At 75.4% G+C, this 16,254-nt stretch carries 13 protein-coding genes and 1 pseudogene; 4 read left to right on the top strand and 10 right to left on the bottom strand.

Annotation, left to right across the window (positions count from 1 at the left end; translation table 11 throughout):
- Nucleotides 1–31 precede the first annotated feature (31 nt).
- The 3 genes and pseudogenes from AB0C17_RS21180 to AB0C17_RS21170 all read right to left on the bottom strand — a co-directional run bounded on the left by AB0C17_RS21180 (nucleotide 32) and on the right by AB0C17_RS21170 (nucleotide 3,060).
- On the bottom strand, nucleotides 32–1,111 hold the full coding sequence (locus tag AB0C17_RS21180) for an ABC transporter permease (RefSeq protein ID WP_357479999.1): 1,080 nt from the start codon (nucleotides 1,109–1,111) through the stop codon (nucleotides 32–34).
- Nucleotides 1,108–2,324, bottom strand: a pseudogene (locus tag AB0C17_RS21175) (histidine kinase). The gene AB0C17_RS21180 and the pseudogene AB0C17_RS21175 overlap by 4 nt, the downstream one beginning before the upstream one ends.
- Nucleotides 2,325–2,364: 40 nt before the next feature.
- Complete coding sequence (locus AB0C17_RS21170; protein WP_357390350.1) at nucleotides 2,365–3,060, bottom strand: DUF305 domain-containing protein; 696 nt, start codon at nucleotides 3,058–3,060, stop codon at nucleotides 2,365–2,367.
- A gap of 138 nt (nucleotides 3,061–3,198) precedes the next feature.
- Between AB0C17_RS21170 and AB0C17_RS21165 the strand changes: the two genes are divergently transcribed.
- Together AB0C17_RS21165 and AB0C17_RS21160 are read left to right on the top strand one after the other, a co-directional pair.
- Entirely contained in the window at nucleotides 3,199–4,650 is a 1,452-nt protein-coding gene (locus AB0C17_RS21165) for a hypothetical protein (protein WP_357471335.1), read from the top strand.
- A gap of 116 nt (nucleotides 4,651–4,766) precedes the next feature.
- The gene (locus AB0C17_RS21160; protein ID WP_357479996.1) at nucleotides 4,767–6,134 is read left to right on the top strand and encodes a CoA transferase; all 1,368 of its coding nucleotides are present in this window, start codon (nucleotides 4,767–4,769) and stop codon (nucleotides 6,132–6,134) included.
- Between the two features lie 4 nt (nucleotides 6,135–6,138).
- Here the strand turns inward: AB0C17_RS21160 and AB0C17_RS21155 are convergent, their stop codons facing one another.
- Together AB0C17_RS21155 and AB0C17_RS21150 are read right to left on the bottom strand one after the other, a co-directional pair.
- Complete coding sequence (locus tag AB0C17_RS21155; RefSeq protein WP_357471329.1) at nucleotides 6,139–7,131, bottom strand: carcinine hydrolase/isopenicillin-N N-acyltransferase family protein; 993 nt, start codon at nucleotides 7,129–7,131, stop codon at nucleotides 6,139–6,141.
- 48 nt (nucleotides 7,132–7,179) lie between these two features.
- Nucleotides 7,180–7,653 (bottom strand): DUF1203 domain-containing protein, encoded by a 474-nt coding sequence (locus AB0C17_RS21150; RefSeq protein ID WP_357471326.1) that lies wholly within the window; start codon nucleotides 7,651–7,653, stop codon nucleotides 7,180–7,182.
- A gap of 122 nt (nucleotides 7,654–7,775) precedes the next feature.
- Here AB0C17_RS21150 and AB0C17_RS21145 point away from each other — a divergent pair, with 122 nt between their 5' ends.
- Nucleotides 7,776–8,651, top strand: coding sequence for a transglutaminase domain-containing protein (locus AB0C17_RS21145; protein ID WP_357479993.1), 876 nt, complete (start codon nucleotides 7,776–7,778; stop codon nucleotides 8,649–8,651).
- 46 nt (nucleotides 8,652–8,697) lie between these two features.
- Here the strand turns inward: AB0C17_RS21145 and AB0C17_RS21140 are convergent, their stop codons facing one another.
- From AB0C17_RS21140 to AB0C17_RS21120, 5 genes are all read right to left on the bottom strand, one after another.
- Nucleotides 8,698–10,308 carry an asparagine synthase-related protein gene (locus AB0C17_RS21140; protein ID WP_357479990.1) on the bottom strand — a complete coding sequence of 537 codons (1,611 nt, stop codon included), beginning with the start codon at nucleotides 10,306–10,308 and terminating at the stop codon, nucleotides 8,698–8,700.
- 3 nt (nucleotides 10,309–10,311) lie between these two features.
- Nucleotides 10,312–11,271, bottom strand: coding sequence for a hypothetical protein (locus AB0C17_RS21135; protein WP_357479987.1), 960 nt, complete (start codon nucleotides 11,269–11,271; stop codon nucleotides 10,312–10,314).
- A gap of 102 nt (nucleotides 11,272–11,373) precedes the next feature.
- On the bottom strand, nucleotides 11,374–12,168 hold the full coding sequence (locus tag AB0C17_RS21130; protein WP_357479984.1) for an isocitrate lyase/phosphoenolpyruvate mutase family protein: 795 nt from the start codon (nucleotides 12,166–12,168) through the stop codon (nucleotides 11,374–11,376).
- Nucleotides 12,165–13,112, bottom strand: a complete 948-nt coding sequence (locus AB0C17_RS21125; protein WP_357479981.1) for a cytochrome P450 — start codon at nucleotides 13,110–13,112, stop codon at nucleotides 12,165–12,167. Before AB0C17_RS21125 ends, AB0C17_RS21130 begins: the two co-directional genes overlap by 4 nt.
- Nucleotides 13,113–13,181: 69 nt before the next feature.
- Complete coding sequence (locus AB0C17_RS21120; RefSeq protein ID WP_357479979.1) at nucleotides 13,182–13,925, bottom strand: winged helix-turn-helix domain-containing protein; 744 nt, start codon at nucleotides 13,923–13,925, stop codon at nucleotides 13,182–13,184.
- Between the two features lie 125 nt (nucleotides 13,926–14,050).
- Here AB0C17_RS21120 and AB0C17_RS21115 point away from each other — a divergent pair, with 125 nt between their 5' ends.
- On the top strand, nucleotides 14,051–16,246 hold the full coding sequence (locus tag AB0C17_RS21115; RefSeq protein WP_357479977.1) for a family 43 glycosylhydrolase: 2,196 nt from the start codon (nucleotides 14,051–14,053) through the stop codon (nucleotides 16,244–16,246).
- Nucleotides 16,247–16,254: the final 8 nt, after the last annotated feature.

Below are 16,254 nucleotides of genomic sequence, written 5' to 3'. Positions count from 1 at the left end.
AGCCGGCTCGTCCGTGTCCGGACGGCGGCGCTCAGTCCGCGCCGAGCGACGCCACCACCGGGCGGGACAGCGCCCGGCGGGCCGGCAGGACCGAGGCGAGCAGCGCGGCCACCACCGCCACCGCGACGATCAGCCCGATCCGCGCCCACGGCAGCACCAGCGTGAAGTCACCGCCGATGCGGGCCACCACGGCCATCGCCCCGGCCGCCACGCCGGTGCCGAGCGCGACGCCCAGCAGCGTGCCGACGAGCGCGGTGAGCACCGCCTCGACCGCGAGCACCCCCCGCATCCCGGCCCGGCTCAGCCCGACCGCGCGCAGCACGGCGGTCTCCCGGGTGCGTTCCACCACCGACAGGCTGAGCGTGTTGGCGACGCCCACCAGCGAGATCACCACGGCCAGGCCGAGCAGCGCGGTGACGAACCCGAGCACCAGGTCGACGGTGCCGGTGAGCATCTTCTTGTACGCGGCCTGGTCCATCACGTTCACCGTCGGGTAGCGGGCCAGCACCGACTCGACAGCGGTCCGGGCCGCGTCGGCGCTCACCCCGGCGGCCGGGTCCACCTCGGCCAGGTAGCCGCGCTCGGCGGGGAACATGGCGGTGACGTCGGCGTCCAGCACGTCCACCAGGTGACCGGCGGGGACCGGGCTGCCGGCCAGGACCGGCTCCTCGTCGGCCACCACCGCGGCGACCCGGAACGGGCGGCCGGCGAGCGTGATCGTGGCGCCGGCCGTCCAGCCCCGCGCGGCGGCCAGCTCACGGTGCACCAGCACCGACCCCGGCCCCAGGTCCGCCGGGTCACCGGCGTCCACCGCCGACAGCAGCAGGGTACGCGGGGTGAGGGTGAGCCCGCTGCCCAGCGGCGCGCCGCTTCCGGCGAGCAGCACGCCGAGGCCGCCGGCCACCCCCGCGCCGGCCAGCACCCCGGCCACCGAGGCGAGCAGGCCGGTCACCGCCGCCTCGGACAGCGTGGCCCGGTAGATCTGCCCCCGGGTGGCGCCGACCAGGCGCAGCAGCGCGGTACGCCGGGAGCGCTGGGCGAGCACGATGGCGAAGGTGTTGGCGATCACGAAGCCGGCCACCACCACGGCGATCATCACCCGCACGGTCACGCCGCCGCGCTCCCTTCCTCGGTGCCGGCCGCCGCCGGCAGTGGCAGCCGCGCCTGGACCCGCCAGCCACCGGCGAGTGTGGGGCCGGCGGCGAGGCTGCCGTCGTACACCCCCACCCGTTCCCGCATGCCGACCAGGCCGTGCCCGCCGGACGGCGCCGGCCGGACCACCGGAGCGCCGCCGCCGTCGTCCACCGCGCGGACCACGACGGCGTCGGCGCCCCAGTCCAGCGTCAGCTCCACCGACGCGCCGACACCGGCGTGCTTGAGCGCGTTCGTCAGGCTCTCCTGCACCACCCGGTAGACGGTCAGCTCGAGGCCGGGTGGCAGCGCCCGCGGCGGGCCGGCGCCGCCGCAGGTGATCCGCAGCCCGGCGGCGCGGAAGCGGTCGAGCAACGCGGGCAGTTCCACCAGCGCGGGTCGCCGGTGCGCCGGCTCGGCGGCCGGCTCGTCCGCCGCCGGCGGCGACTCCGGGCGGTCCGGTTCCCGGAGTACGCCGACCAGCCGCCGCATCTCCTCCAGCGCCTGCCGCCCGGTGTCCGCGACCACCTTGGCCGCCTCCCGGGCCGTGGCCGGGTCCCGGTCCAGCGTGAACCGCACCCCGTCCGCCTGCACGATCATCACGGCCATGCTGTGGGCGACCACGTCGTGCAGCTCGCGGGCGATGCGGGTGCGTTCCTCGGCGACGGCGGCGCGCGCCTCCGCCTCCGTTCCCGCTCCAGCGTGGCGGCGCGTTCCTCCAGGCTGAGCACGTATAGCCGGCGGGTGCGCAGGTTCAGCCCGGCCAGGAAGACCGCGCCGACGATGAGGGCGTAGAAGAACGCGCCCATCCACCAGGGTCCGAGGCCGGGCGACTGGAGCGCGGCGAGCACCCCGCCGAGCACGGCGACGACCCCGGCGACGATGCCGTCACGCAGCCGGCCGGCGTACTTGACCACGCTGTAGAGGGCGACCAGCACGGCGATGTCATAGCTGAGCGGACCCCAGCCGGCGATCACCTGGACCAGCGCCAGCGCGGCCACCAGGGCGCCCACGGCCGACGGGTGGGTACGCCGGAGGAACAGCGCCACCGCCATCGCCAGGCCGACCGCCGTCGCCGGGATCCCGGTGTGCCCGGCGAGGTAGCCGGACAGCGCGAAGAACACGACGAACCCGCACACGGCCGCGTCGAACGCGACAGCACGCAGCGGACGACCGAGGATCAGGCGGTTCACGACCCGAGAGCCTAGGGCCGCCCGCTCACCCTCCCCCAGGTCAGGGGGTCAGCAGCGCCCGCATGCGGGTGATCTCGGCGGACTGCTCGACGGCCACCGCTGTGGCGAACTCCTGCATCGGCTGGTCGACACCGACCTTCAGCAGATCGGTGGACATGACGATCGCGCCCCGGTGGTGGTCGGACATCATCCGCACGAACAGCCTGTCGAACGCCGCCCCGCGCGCGTCGCCGAGCCGCCGCATCGCCTCGGCGGACTGCATCCCGCGCATGCTGCCGTGGTCGTGCCCGGGCACGTCGGCGGGCAGGTCGCGTTCGCTGAGCCAGGCGCGCAGCAGGCCGACCTCCGGCCCCTGTGCGGCACGGATCCGCATCGCCACGGCGCGGATCCGCGCGTCGGCGGCGCGCTCGGGCGCGAGGGCCGCCATCTCCAGGGCCTGCTGGTGGTGCGGGATCATCATCCGGACGTACCAGACGTCGAGGCTGTTCCATCGCGGGGTGGTGGCGCCCCGGACCTGCTCGGCGGGGCGGGTCGCGGCGGGCTCCCCCGGCCGGCCGGGGACCACCACCGGCGGCGCCGGCACGGCGGCGCTCGCGCTCGGCGCGGCCACCGCCGTGGTCGCGGCCGCCTCCGGGGTACGGGTGTCCTCGCGCCCGGCCAGCGCGAACGCGCCGGCCACCACGAGGGTCACCAGTGCTGTGACGCCCACCCACACACGCGCCTGCCGGCTGGTCATACGACGGCTCCTCCGGTCAAGGTGACAGCGATCCTATCCATAGACGAAAGTTCCCAAGTGTGACCCGGATCACATTGATGGCCGTCTCAAATAGGTAGGGTGTGGCGAATCATGACCCCCTTTCGAAGGGTGTTGCCGATGATCAACATCCGCACGTCCCGAGTCCGGACCGTCAGCCTCGCCGCCGCCGGCCTGCTGCTCGCCGGTGTCTTCACCGCACCGCCGAGCAGCGCGCAGGAGGTCCCCCGGGCCGAGGCCGCGCCGGCCACCGTGGACGACGCCGTCCCCGGTGTCGACGAGATCTCCAGCAGCCCCAACCTGCGTCAGGTGGCGAACCTGCCGAAGCAGGCGCCGTTCGACACCACTGCCGCACTGGGCACCGACATCGCCTTCCAGGGCCGGTACGCCTTCGTCGGCAACTACGACGGGTTCGTCGTCTACGACGTCTCCCGCCCCAGCCGCCCGGCGATCGTGTCCCAGGTGCTCTGCCCCGGCTCGCAGAACGACATCTCGGTCCACGGCAACCTGCTGTTCCTGTCGACCGACTCCTCCCGCAGCGACGACTCCTGCGCCAGCACCAGCCAGCCGGCGTCGGTGAAGGAGTCCTGGGAGGGCATCAAGATCTTCGACATCCGGGACAAGCGCAACCCTCGCTACATCAAGTCGGTGGAGACCGCGTGCGGCTCGCACACCCACACGCTGGTGCCCGGCAAGGACAAGCGGAACGTCTACCTGTACGTCTCCTCGTACAGCCCGCGGGCCGAGTTCCCGGACTGCCAGCCGCCGCACGACTCCATCTCCATCGTCAAGGTACCGGTGAAGGACCCGACCACGGCCTCCGTCATCGCCACGCCGAACCTGTTCCCGGACGGCGGATACCCGGGCATCCCCGGCCAGTCGTCGGCCACCACCGGCTGTCACGACATCACCGCGTACCCGGCGAAGGACCTGGCCGCCGGTGCGTGCATGGGTGACGGCATCCTGCTGGACATCTCCGACCGCGAGGCGCCCCGGGTGATCGAGCGGGTCACCGACGCGGTGAACTTCGCGTTCTGGCACTCCGCCACGTTCAACAACGCCGGCACCAAGGTCGTCTTCACCGACGAGCTGGGCGGCGGCGGCGCGGCCACCTGCAACGAGGAGGTCGGCCCGAACCGGGGCGCGGACGCCGTTTACGACATCACCGGCCGCGGTGACGCCCGCAAGCTGGAGTTCCGCAGCTACTACAAGATCCCCCGGGCCAACGCGGACACCGAGAACTGCGTGGCCCACAACGGCTCGCTGATCCCGGTGCCCGGCCGCGACATCATGGTCCAGGCGTGGTACCAGGGCGGCATCTCGGTGTGGGACTTCACCGACTCCCGCAAGCCCACCGAGATCGCCTACTGGGAGCGCGGGCCGCTGGACGCCACGCAGCTGCGTACCGGCGGGTCCTGGTCGGCCTACTGGTACAACGGCCACATCTACTCCAGCGACATCCAGAAGGGACTGGACGTGCTGGAGCTGCGTGACCCGCGTACCTGGCTGGCGCAGTTCCTGCTGGTGCCCGAGCTGAACGTGCAGACCCAGGCCGGTTACCTGAGCTGGTGACCCGCTGACCGTCGCCAGGCCCGGCGCCTCCGAGAGGGGGCACCGGGCCCGGCGCGTGACCAGCGGCACCCCGCGTGAGCCGCCTCGGACGCCCCCGAGTCGGCGAAGATGTCCGGGTGGGAACTCTGCTGGAGGGTGTGCTGGCGGACCTCGGGCTGGCGGGCGCCGCCGGGCCCACGCCGACCGGCGATCCGCGGCCCTCGGTGCTGGCGTCGCCGCTGGCGGTCGCCGACTGCGCCACCGCGTCCGTGGCCGCCTGCCTCACCGCCGCCGCCGAGCTGGCCGCCGCGCGCACCGGCCGGCGGCCCGACATCGCGCTCGACAGCGAACACGTGGCGGCGGCGGTACGCGGCGAGGTCTGGCTACGCGACGCCGACGGGCGGGGCATCGACGGCTTCGCTCCCCTGTCCCGGCTGTGGCGGGCCGCGGACGGCTGGGTGCGCACCCACGCGAACTACCCGTGGCACCGGAGCGCCCTGCTGGCGTCCCTCGGCGTGCCCGACGGTCCGGACGCCGAGGTGCGGCCGCGGCTGGCCGACGTGATCGCCGGCCGCCCGGCGCGGGAGGTCGAACGTGTCGTGTACGCCGCCGGCGGGCTCGCCGTGGCGGCCCGCACCCCCGAGCAGTGGCAGGCGGAGAGCACCCCGGAGACGCCGCCGCTGGTGACCATGACGCCGCTGCGCCGTGGCCCGCTCGCGCCGGCCGGTCCGGGCCCGCTGCCGGCGTCCGGGGTGAGGGTGCTCGACCTGACCCGGGTCATCGCGGGCCCCGTGGGCACGCGGATGCTCGGCGCGCTCGGCGCCGAGGTGCTGCGGGTCGACGATCCGCGTCGTCCGGAGCCGGCGCTGCACGCCGTCGACGGCGTGGTCGGCAAGGCGAGCGCGTTCCTGGACGCCGGCACGGACAGCGGCCGCGCGGCGCTGCACCGCCTGCTCGACCAGGCCGACGTCCTCGTGACCGGCTACCGGCCGGGTGCGCTGCGCCGGCTCGGGCTGGACCCGGACCAGGTCGCCGACCGGCACCCCGGCACCGTGGTCGTCACGCTGTCCGCGTGGGGTACGACCGGAGCGTGGGGCACCCGGCGCGGTTTCGACAGCCTAGTGCAGATCGCCACCGGCATCGGCTGGGCCACGAGCACCGACGGCGTCCGGCCGGGTGCCCTGCCCTGCCAGTTGCTCGACCACGCCACCGGCTACCTCCTCGCCGCCGGTGCGCTGGCCGCGCTCGGGCGACGCGCCCGCACCGGTGAGGCCACCCACGTCTCGGTGTCCCTCGCCAGGACCGCGCGGTGGCTGCTCGACCAGGGCAGCCGGCCGGCCCGGTCGAGCGGTGACGACGACCCGGAGCGCCGGGCCGACACCTACCGGACGGCGCTCGGGAACGGCTGGACCGCGATCAGCCCACCGGGGCGGCTCGACGGCCACCCACTGAGCTGGCCGCACCTGCCACCCGCCTACGGCCAGGCGCCACCCGTCTGGAGCTGACCCGTCAGCTCATCGGCAGCCGGTAGTCGCGGGTGCCGCCACCGGCAGTCACCACCCGCACCTCGCCGCTGCGCAACCCGTACGTCACCGACCAGCGGGTGTGCGACTGGCGTACCGCGTTCAGCAGCCGCAGCGCGCCGGCCGCGTCGACCACCCCGCCGGTGCGGTCCAGTTCCTTCGCCAGCACCCCGTACCTGCGGTCCTGACGCAGTTCCCGGTCCGGCACCCCGACGGCGGGCACGTTGGTGAGCGCCTGCCACGGGCCCTGTCGCCGGTCCACCGTCATCTTCCCGTCGACGAACTCCACCACCGCCGACGCGCCCGTCGCGTCGGCGAGCAGGTAGTGCAGCGGCGGCCCGCCGTCGAAGTCGAGGTTGTAGCGCCGGAACACGGCGACCGCCTCGTCCACTGTGGCAGCGGAGTCGAGCACCAGGCGCAGGATGCGCACCGAGCCGACCTTCGGGAGTCCGGGCACCGGCTCGGCGCGTGCCCCGTCGTCGGCGGCCAGCCCCACCGCGAGACCCCGCTCGTTCATGCCGTCGAACGGCAGCAGCGGCGCGTCCAGCAGCCGCCGGTCCCCCGTCGGGTCGGCGGAGACACCCAGGTAGGAGATGTCGACGAGGGAGATCGAGGCGTACCCGTCCGGCGGGTCGGTGCGCAGCACCAGCGCGGGGTTCGGCTCCCAGTCGAAGTTGCGGGCGAACAGCGGGCGCTCCCGGTCGGCGAGCGCGGCGAACAGCGAGCAGCCGAACGGGCTCGGCGGCGTCGACCCGGCCAGCCCGGCGGTGGGGTCGTAGTCGCCGTCGTACGTCATCTCGTACATCGGCAGATCGTCGATCTTGCGGAGGCTGGCCAGGGTCCGCTCGACCTGCCCCGGGTCCTGCCGTGAGGCGGTCGGCGAGCCGGCCGTGGCCGGCGGGCCGGGCGGGCTGTCCTCCCCGCAGGCCGTGGCGAGCAGAAGCAGCGCGAGCCCGCCGGCGATGAGGGTCCTCCGCATGACAGCGACGCTAGAAGAGGCGTGCGCCGATGTCCATCCGGGACCCGGTCAGCTCCGCACGACAGCGAACATCCAGCAGCCGTACACCACGTTGCGGCTGTGCAGCTGGTTCACCGCCGGGTCGGCGAACAGCTCCGCGATCACCGCCTCCGGGTCGCCGCCGTCGTGTCGCCGTCCGCCCACGATGCGGCCCCTGCTGTCGTACGCGCGCAGCACCTGCTCCCGTCCGCGCCACTGGGACGGGTACGCCGTCACGTCGTCCGGGCCGGCGCAGGCGGCGGCGTGCGCGAACACCGGCCCCACCTCGCGGTACGGGCTCGGCGGCAGCGGCGGGGCGTACCCGAACAGCAGCAGCGCCTCGTCGGGCCGGGCGTCGCGCAGGCAACAGCGCAGCGGCTCGCCGCCGGTGGCGCGCCGGTGCTCGGGCGGCTGCCCGCTGGCGTCGCGGCCGGTGCGGCGCAGCTCGGCGAGCGTCCCGGCGGGCAGCGGGCGGATCCGGAACGCGGTACGGGTGGTCGTCACGGTCCCAGCCTGGCGCGGCCCGGACCGCGGCGCTGGCGGTGATCGGACTTGGCATTCGGATGTCGTGAGATTGAGCGCCGAGCGGGCACCCGTCGGCCGCATCCCGCGCCGAGAATTGCCGGATGGACATCGATGACTACCGCGCCCACTCCCCCTACAGCGATCCTCGCCATCACGCGGCGCTGCTCGACGCCGTGCCGGCCGACCTGCCCACCGTCGCGGCGACCGCCCGCAACGTGATCGTCCACTACCGCGCGGGCGGCGTGGAGCTGCCGGCCGTCCGCCAGGCCGAGGTGAACCTGCGCTGGCTGGACCGCATCCTCGACACCGACCGGTCCCGGTTCCCGCTGCCGCTGACCGCCGCGCGCCCGGCCGCCGAGCGGGTCGCCGGCTGCTGCCGCGACCACGCACTGTTCACCGTCGCGGCGCTGCGCCGCCACGGGATCCCGGCCCGCAGCCGGGTCGGGTTCGCGAGCTACTTCGTGCCCGGCTGGCACCACGACCACGTGCTCGCCGAGTGGTGGGACGGCGAGCGCTGGGTCTGGTCCGACCCCGAGCTGGACCCGGCGGACGACCGGGGGTTCGACGGCTACGACATCGACCCGGAGGCGGGGCACTTCGAGTCGGCGGCCCGGGTGTGGCTGGCGTACCGGGCGGGCCGGGTCGACCCGGACACCTACGGCGTCGACCCGTCACTGCCGATCCGGGGCGACTGGCTCGTCCACGACTACGTGCTGCTGGAACTGGCCCACCGGCACAAGGACGAGGTGCTGCTCTGGGACGGTTTCGGGGCGATGACCGAGGACCTGACCGGCGCCGACCTCACGCTCGTCGACGAGGTCGCCGCGCTGCTGGTGGCCGCCGACCGCGGCGACGCCGCCGCCGAGCGGGAGCTGGCCCGGCGGTACGCCTCGGACGCCCGGTTGCGTCCGGGCCCGACCGTGCACTGCATGGACCCGGTCTCCGGCGTCGCCGCCGACGTGGACCTGCGGCGCTGACCCAGCGGTCGCCGGCGCAGCGGCCCGCCACCGGGGCCGCGCCGGCTCACCCGGGCAGCGGCGCCTCGTCGCCTCGGGTGCGGCGCGGATTGACCAGCCGGCGGACCATCGGGGCGGCGTTCCAGCGGGCCGCGCCGACCAGGTCGCGGGCGTGTTCCAGCACCGTGTAGTCGGGCCGGGCGATGCCCTCGGCGATGGCCCGGTCGAGGTCGTTGCCGCAGCGGGTGAGCACGCTGTCGAAGTCCCGGCGGACCGGTTCCAGCAGGTCGTAGCCGAACGAGCGGTGTAGCCGGGCGAACAGCGGCTTGTAGAGGCGGGCGCGTTCGTGCAGCCCGGACGAGTACGACATCGGGTTCTTCGGCCGCTGCCGGACGTAGGAGGGCAGCAGGTCGGCGAAGGCCCGCCGGACGATCCACTTCTCCTGGCCGTCGCGCAGTTTCACGTCCAGTGGCAGCCGCATGGCCAGCTCGACGACGCTGAGGTCGAGGAACGGGACCCGCGCCTCCACGCCGTGCGCCATGCTGGCCCGGTCCACCCGTTGCAGCTCGGTCCGGCAGAGGTTGCGGATCTTGTGCAGGAACAGCCGCCGGGACCGCTCCGGTCCGACCCGGTGGTACATCGGGTAGCCGCCGAACAGCTCGTCCGAGCCGTCGCCGGTGAGCACCACCCGGACGCCCATCTCGCGCAGCCGCCGGAAGATCGGCACCGAGACGACCGCGTTGATGATGTCGCCGTACTCGGTCAGCTCGGAGATCCGGATCGCCTCGCGGACGTCGGCCAGCCGGATGTCACGCGGACGCAGCTCGATCACCTCGTGCGGTACGCCGAGGTCGGCGGCGAGCCGCCGGGCGTACGCGACGTCCGGGCTCTCCGGCACACCGATGGTGACGGCCACGCAGTCCGGGTGCAGTTCCCGGGCGTGCAGCAGTGCCAGCGAGCTGTCCAGGCCGCCGGAGAGCACCACGCCGACGGTGAGGTCGGTGTCCAGCCGGGCGCGCATCGCGTCGGTGAGCGCGACGCGGACCAGCAGGGCCGCTTCCTCCGGGTCGTCGATCACCGGCAGGCCGTCGCCGAGGGTGAGCAGGTCGACGTGCGGGCCCAGCCGGACCGGGCGGCCGGGCTCGACCCAGCCGTGGTGGCCGGGCGCCACCTCGCCGATCGGCGCCCCGTGCCCGACCAGCGCCTTGACCTCGGAGGCGAGGTGCAGGCACCCGGGCAGGCGGGACCAGTACAGCGGCTTGACGCCGAGCGGGTCGCGGGCCAGGTACGTCCGGCCGCTGTCCCGCTCGACGATCACGAACGCGTACTCGCCGCGCAGCCGGCGTACCGCGTTCTCGCCCCACTGGCGGAACGCCGCGAGCACCACCTCGGTGTCGCCGCGGGTGCGGAACTCCTGCCCGAGCCGGGTCAGCTCGGCGCGCAGCTCGTGGTGGTTGAAGATCTCGCCGTTGAAGCAGAGCAGGTGCCGCTCGTCGGGTGACATCCACGGCTGGACGGACCGGTCCCGGTCCACGATCCTCAGCCGCCGTACGCCGGCGAGCAGGCCGTTCTCCTGCCGGGTCTCGGTGACCTCACCGCGCGGCGCGAGCGCGGCGAGCATCCGCCGGAAGGTGGCCGGGTCGGCGTCGGGGCCGATGCTCAGCGCGATGCCGCACACGGGTCACACCCCCATCTCGGCCTCGTACGCGCGCCGGTAGCGGCGGCGGGCGGCCGGGGCGAGACAGACGTGCCACGCCTGTCCCTCGTCGACCACGTTCACCTCGCCCGCGTCCTGGCGGGCCAGCAGCAGCCCGGCGAGCGCGGGGCGGGCGCCGAAGCGGTCGTACCACTCCAGTTCGACGTCGGCGGCCCAGCCGAGGCAGTGGCCGCTGGGCACCATCGCCGCGTACCCGAGGCGGCGCAGCCGGTACTGGTGTTCGGCGCTGCGGGCCAGGCTGGTCACCCAGAGCGGCGGCGTGCTGTCGGGCGCGACGGCGGTGAACTCCCGGGCCAGGTCGTTGAGGAAGGCGATCATCTCGCGGCGGGCCCGGCGGAACAGCAGCCCGGCGGTACGCGGTGTGGCGTCCGGGCGCAGCCGCCGCCGGAGGGCCCGCAGCCCGCGCCCCACCACTGTGGCGGGCTGCTCCTGGTAGCGGAATTCGAGCAGGCCGCGGCGGCGCAGCCACTCCAGGTCGACCAGTTCGGTGCTGGTGCGCACCTGGTCGTCGGTGAGGAACGTCGGGCTGTCCCGCCACCAGAGCACGTCCACGCGGGAGAGCAGGTAGATCCGGACCAGCGCGGTGAGGTCCTGCGCGGAGCTGCGCGCGTTGGGCTGGTAGCGGGCCATCTCCAGCAGCAGCGTCTCCCGGGCGCCGATCAGGCCCTGCGGGGTGGCGTCGAGGACGGCGGCGATGGCCGGCTCGCGCAGCCGCTGGTCGAGCAGCACCTGACGGGCGGTGGCCGACGGCGCGTCGGCGAGCGCGCCCACCTCGACCAGGAGATCCGCAACCGCCGCCCGGTACGCGGCCAGGTCCGGCGCGGCGCCGCCGTGCCGCCCGGCGGCGGGCACCCGCCGGGCGGGGGCGGTGGGTGTGGCTGCGGGACCGGGCTGGCGACCGGGGCTGCGGCTGGGCACTCGCATGGTCTCCGTCCCCTCTCGGTCAGGACACGGCGTGATTGGGCTTTCACACACCGTAATCAGGCGAGAGGCGGCAATCCTCGCATCCGCCCCGAAGGTGCCCGATCAGGTGGCGAACGGCCGGGCCAGGGACTGCACCTCCTCGTACCCGGGCGGAGCGGGCAGGCGCGGGTCGCGCCCGGCGCCTATCGCGTCGGCCAGGTGCAGCGCCGCGCCGAGGGCGGCCCGGAACAGCAGCGAGCCGGTGCTGACCCGGGCCACGCCGAGCCGCCCGAGGGCGGCCAGGTCCGGGCCGCCCGTCCGGTACAGCACGTTCAGCGGCAACCCGGCCCCGGCGGCGAGCACACCGACCAGGTCGTCGGGTGCGCCCGGCACGAACAGGCAGTCCGCGCCGGCCGCCCGGAACACCGCCGCCCGCCGGAGTGCCTCGTCCAGCGGTGACGGCACGTCCAGCCACCAGGCGTCGGTGCGGGCGTTGACGACCATCTCCGGCACGGCGGCGCGGACCGCCGCGATCACGGCGGCCACGTGCTCCGCCGGGGCCAGGTGCCCGTCCGGGCGGCCGTCCTCCAGGTTCACGCCGACCACGCCGAGGGCGGCCAGCTCGCCGACGAAGCGCGCCACCTCCGCCGGGTCGTCGTGGAAGCCGTCCTCGACGTCCACCGTCAGCAGCGCCGGCAGGTCCCGCAGCCGGTACGCCAGCTCCAGCGTCTCGGCACGGGTGGCCCGGACGGCGTCCGGGCGGCCGGCGGCTGCCGCCACGCCGAGGCTGGTCGTGCCGATCGCCGGATGCCCTCTGGCGGCGAGTGCCGCGGCGGAGGCGTGGTCCCAGGCGTTCGGCAGCAGCAGCGGGTCACCGGGCCGGTGCAGCTCCCGGAACGCGCGGTACCTGTCGGTCATCGCCGGCTCCCCTCGATGAGCGTGCGGGAGGCGCGGCGCAGCACGTCGACCACGCCGGTCGCCAGAGCGAGCGCGTGCCGCTCCCCCGGGCAGCCGCGCGGACCGGCGCCGAAGGTCAGTACCGGGCCGGCCGGGCCGGCCCGGAACCGGTCCGGGTCCGGGAAGACAGCTGGATCACGGTTCGCCGCGTCGAACCGCAGCAGCAGCCGGTCGCCCGCCCGCACCGCCCGGCCGCCCAGGCTCAGCGCGTCGGCGGCGACCCGGCGGGTGAGCCGTACCGGTGGGTCCAGCCGCAGCACCTCGGCGAGCAGCATGGCCGTGGCGAGCCCGTCCGGCGCGGCCCGTCCGTGCCGGACGGCGGCGTCGATCAGCCCGGCGGTGGCGTCGGCGGCCTGCACGAGCAGGCCGAGTCGGTTCGCGGTCACCTCCGCAGGTGCCTGCGGCGACAGGGCGAGCAGCGCCGCCACCGCCCGGTCCGCCCGCCGCGCGGCCGCCGGATCGGCGCCCGGGTGGTATGCGGCCGCCACCGCCACCACCTCCGTGGCGGCCGCCGCCGGGTCGGCCAGGCCGAGCCGTTCGGCGAGCACCAGCAGGGGTACGCGCCGAGCCGGGGTCATGTTCTCCTCGCTCGGACGGTCGAGGATCCGCTCGGTCAGCCGCTCGGCGGCGCGGCGGAGTTCCCCGGGGTCCAGGGCATCAAGTGCCGCCACCCCGACGGCTCGTCGCGCGGCGTGCCGGCCCGGCGGGCTGAACCGGCTCACCGAGGCGCGCAGCCACGCGAGGGTGCCCGCCGGCCCGTCCGGGACGGGCGGCACCACGCAGCGGCTGTCGGTCAGGGCGGCGAGGACGTCGGCGTGCCGGGTGACCACCCAGCCGTCGTCGCCGAGCGTCGGGGGTCCGCAGGGCGGGGTCCCCGGGGCAGCAGGGATGGTCGGTAGATCCATCGCCCGACCGTAGGGCGGGAACGGTTCGGTCCGGACCGAACGATCCGCGCGGGCGCGACCGGGCCCAGGTCAGGCGCGCGCCGGGCCGGTGTCGCGGGAGGCGGGCGGGGCCAGCAGCGCCGGGTCGAGCCCGAGCGTGTCGGCCAGCGCGTCGCGCCCGGCCGGGGTGAGGCGTACCGCCCGGCCGGTGCCGCGCACGGTCCAGCCGAGGTCGAGGAAGCGTCCGCACAGCGCCGCGCCGACCGCGCCGGCCAGGTGCGGGCGCCGCTCGGTCCAGTCCAGGCAGTCGCGGACCAGCGGACGCCGGGTCGCGCGCAGCGGTTCGACAGGCACGCCGAGACGGTCCAGCCAGGCCACTCCCGCGCCGGTGAGCGCCAGCCCGCCGGAGCGGTCGAGCACGCCACGGGCGAGCAAGGCGTCGTGCAGCAGCACGCCGAGCCGCCCGGCCAGGTGGTCGTAGCAGGTGCGGGCGTACGCCAGGGCGGTCCCGGCCGACGCGGCGCGCAACGTGCGGGGCGGGGTCGCCGGTGCGGGCGCCCGCGCGGCCAGGTCCTCGACGAGCTGCGCGACGGCCGGGTCGGCGAGGCGGACGTACCGGTGACGGCCCTGCCGCTGCTCGACGAGCAGGCCGCCGGCCACGAGCCGGGTGAGGTGGTCGCTGGCGGTGGACGCGGCCACCCCGGCGGCGCGGGCCAGTTCCCCGGCGGTCCAGGCCCGGCCGTCGAGCAGGGCGAGGCAGAAACCGGCCCGGGTGGGGTCGGCGAGCAGCGCGGCGAACCCGGCGAGTCCGCGTCCGTCGGCACCGATGGTCATCGGCCCATGCTGACACGGGCACGGTTCGGGCCGCGCCGAACGGTCCCGGGTTCTTTACAGCAGTCTCTCCAACGTTGTAGAAACGGTGGCACCGGCACCTCCGTCTATCCCCGAGGGCAGGCCCGATGGGACACCTCCGCCGCGGTGGCGCGCTCGCCGCCGTACTCACGCTCCTGCTCGCCGGCGCGGCCCCCGCGTCCGCCGCCGGGCCCGACCGCTACCGCAACCCGGTCTCCGCCGGGTTCGCCGACACCTTCGCCGACCCGGTCGTGGTGCGCGGCGACGACGGGCTCTGGTACGCCTTCGGCACCTCCGACCCGCTGCGCGAGGGCGAAGGCCTGGCGCACCGGGTGCCGATCGCGCGTTCGGCCGACCTGGTCGACTGGTCCTTCGTGGGCGACGCGTTCGCCCCGGACCAGCGGCCCGCCTACGCCGCGCCCGGTGCCGCGTTCTGGGCGCCGGACGTGCGGCGGGTGGCCGGCCGCTGGGTCATGTACGTGACTGTCACCGACACAGGCGTCTCCGACGACACGTTCGACACCGCCGTCGGCGTGGCCACCGCGCCGAGCCCGGCGGGACCGTGGACCTTCGCCGACACGCCAGTGGTCGCGCCGCGACCCGGCGCGGGCGGCGGATACCTGTGGACGATCGACCCGAGCCAGCTCACCGGCGCCGACGGCCGGCACTGGCTCTACTACGGCAGCTACTACGGCGGCGTCTCGGTCACCGAGCTGTCGCCGGACGGGCTGCGCGCGGTCGGCACGCCGACACCGGTCGCGATCGACAACAAGTTCGAGGGCGCGTACGTGCTGCGCCGCGACGGCTGGTACTACCTGTTCGCGTCGACCGCGAACTGCTGCGCCGGCCCGGCCACCGGCTACTCCGTCCAGGTCGGCCGGTCCCGTGACCCGCGCGGCCCGTTCACCGACCGGGACGGGCAGCGCCTCGACGTGTCCCGGGCCGGCGGCACGCCCGTGCTCACCCAGAACGGCAACCGCTGGATCGGCACCGGGCACAACGCGGTGCTCACCGACCTGTCCGGGCAGGACTGGATCGCCTACCACGCGATCGACCGCGCCGACCCGTACCTGGACGAGCCGTTCGGCGTCAACGAGCGGCCGATGCTGCTGGACCGCCTCGACTGGGTCGACGGATGGCCCACCGTGAACGCGGGCGCCGGTCCCTCCGTCGCCGCCCGGCCCGCGCCGGTCACCACCGGGCCGGTCGACGCCCGGTTCGCCACCGGAGACCTGCGGGGCTGGCGGGCCGAGCGCGGCCGCTGGCAGGCCACCGGCGGGGTGCTGACCGGCAGCGGCACGCTCACCTGGCGTACCCGCATCGGCGGTGACCTGCGGGTGGAGACCGACCTGCGGCTGACCGGCGCGGCCACCGCCGGGCTGCGGCTGCACGGCGTGGACGTCCGCGTCGGGCGCGGCCGGCTCACGGCGGGCGCCGCGTCCACCGCGCTGCCCGCCGGCCTCGACCTGCGCGACCGGCACAACCTCGCGATCGAGGTACGCGGGCGGCAACTCGTCGCCACGCTGAGCCCGTCCCGCCTCGGCGACCCGGTCGCCCGGGTGACCGCGCGGCTCCCCCGCCCCGGCGCCGGTGAGCTGTCAGTGCGCGCCGAGGCCGGCCCGGCCGAGTTCGACAACGTCAGCGCCGTCCGGCTGTACCGTCCGGCCCGGCACACCGTCCCCGACCCCCGGGTCGGCCCGGTGCTGCGCGGCTTCTCCGACGAGTTCACCGCCGGCCTCGACCCGGCCTGGGCGTGGGTCCGCCAGGACCCGGGCGCCACGGTGAGCGGCGGCGCGTTGCGCTGGCCGGTGCAGGACGCCGACCTGTCCGGCACCGGCAACACCGCCTCGGTGCTGCTGCGCGACGCGCCGGCCGGCAACTACGTCGCCGAGACCAAGGTGACGCTCGACCTGGGCGAGGACAGCGTCCGCAACTACCAGCAGGCGGGCCTGGTCGCGTACGTCGACGACGACCGGTTCGCCCGGCTGACCCAGGTGGCGATCTGGAACACCCGGCAGGTCGAGTACGGCTACGAGCTGCCCTTCGCCGGGCAGCCCGTGTACGGCGGCAGCATCGTCGGCACCCCGGGCACCACGACCTGGCTGCGGCTGGCCCACCGGATCGACCCGGTCAACGGCGAGCACGAGTTCCGGGCCGGGTCCAGCCGCGACGGCAGGCGCTGGACGTGGGGCGCGGTGTGGGCGTTCCCGGCCGGCACGACGCCGCGGATCGGGCTGGTGGCGCACGGCGGTGCGACACCAGCGGTGATCGCCGAGTTCGAATACCTGCGCTTCCACCGCTGACGTCCCGG

It is taken from the genome of Micromonospora sp. NPDC048887 (assembly GCF_040649715.1).
GTDB lineage: Bacteria > Actinomycetota > Actinomycetes > Mycobacteriales > Micromonosporaceae > Micromonospora.
The sequence above is the reverse complement of the archived record's forward strand: the minus strand, read 5'-3'. Positions and strand labels throughout refer to the sequence as shown.